The organism is Arenibacter arenosicollis (genome assembly GCF_014397245.1).
GTDB classification, from domain to species: domain Bacteria; phylum Bacteroidota; class Bacteroidia; order Flavobacteriales; family Flavobacteriaceae; genus Arenibacter; species Arenibacter arenosicollis.
This window is the reverse complement of the sequence record NZ_JACLHY010000077.1, coordinates 1-502: the sequence shown is the minus strand read 5'-3', so window position 1 is coordinate 502 and position 502 is coordinate 1. Positions and strand designations below refer to the sequence as shown.

Genomic DNA, 502 nt, shown 5'->3' with positions numbered 1-502 from the left:
CGTCATGCGTCGTGCCAGTACCGACCCCGCCGCGGCCAGCGCGCGGGGCCTTGCCACCAGGAGACTTCCCATGCGATTCATGATCATCGTCCGCGCCAACGCCGACAGCGAGGCCGGCAAGCTGCCCGAGGCCAGCCTGCTCGACGCCATGGCCACCTACCACGAGAGCCTGGCCAAGGCCGGCGTGCTGCTGGACGCCAACGGCCTGCAGCCGTCGTCCAAGGGCTGGCGGGTGCAGTACGACAACGGCCAGCGCAAGGTGGTCGACGGCCCCTTCGCCGACACCAAGGAACTGATCGCCGGCTACACCATGATCCAGGTCCGCTCGCGCGAGGAAGCCATGCAATGGACGCTGCGCTTTCCCGACCCGTTCCCCGGCCAGCCCTGCGCCATCGAAGTGCGCCAGGTCTATGAGCTGGACGACTTCGCGCCCGGCAAGGAAATCGAGCGCTTCCGCGAACTGCCCGGCAACGGCCACTGATCCCCCTCCTTTCTCGCGAGA

Annotated in this window: 1 protein-coding gene; it reads left to right on the top strand. The window is 68.1% G+C overall.

The window, feature by feature from the left end; genetic code table 11:
- The coding region (locus H4O18_RS21925; protein ID WP_222942503.1) for a YciI family protein at positions 1–481 on the top strand (481 nt) is incomplete at its 5' end.
- Positions 482–502: the final 21 nt, after the last annotated feature.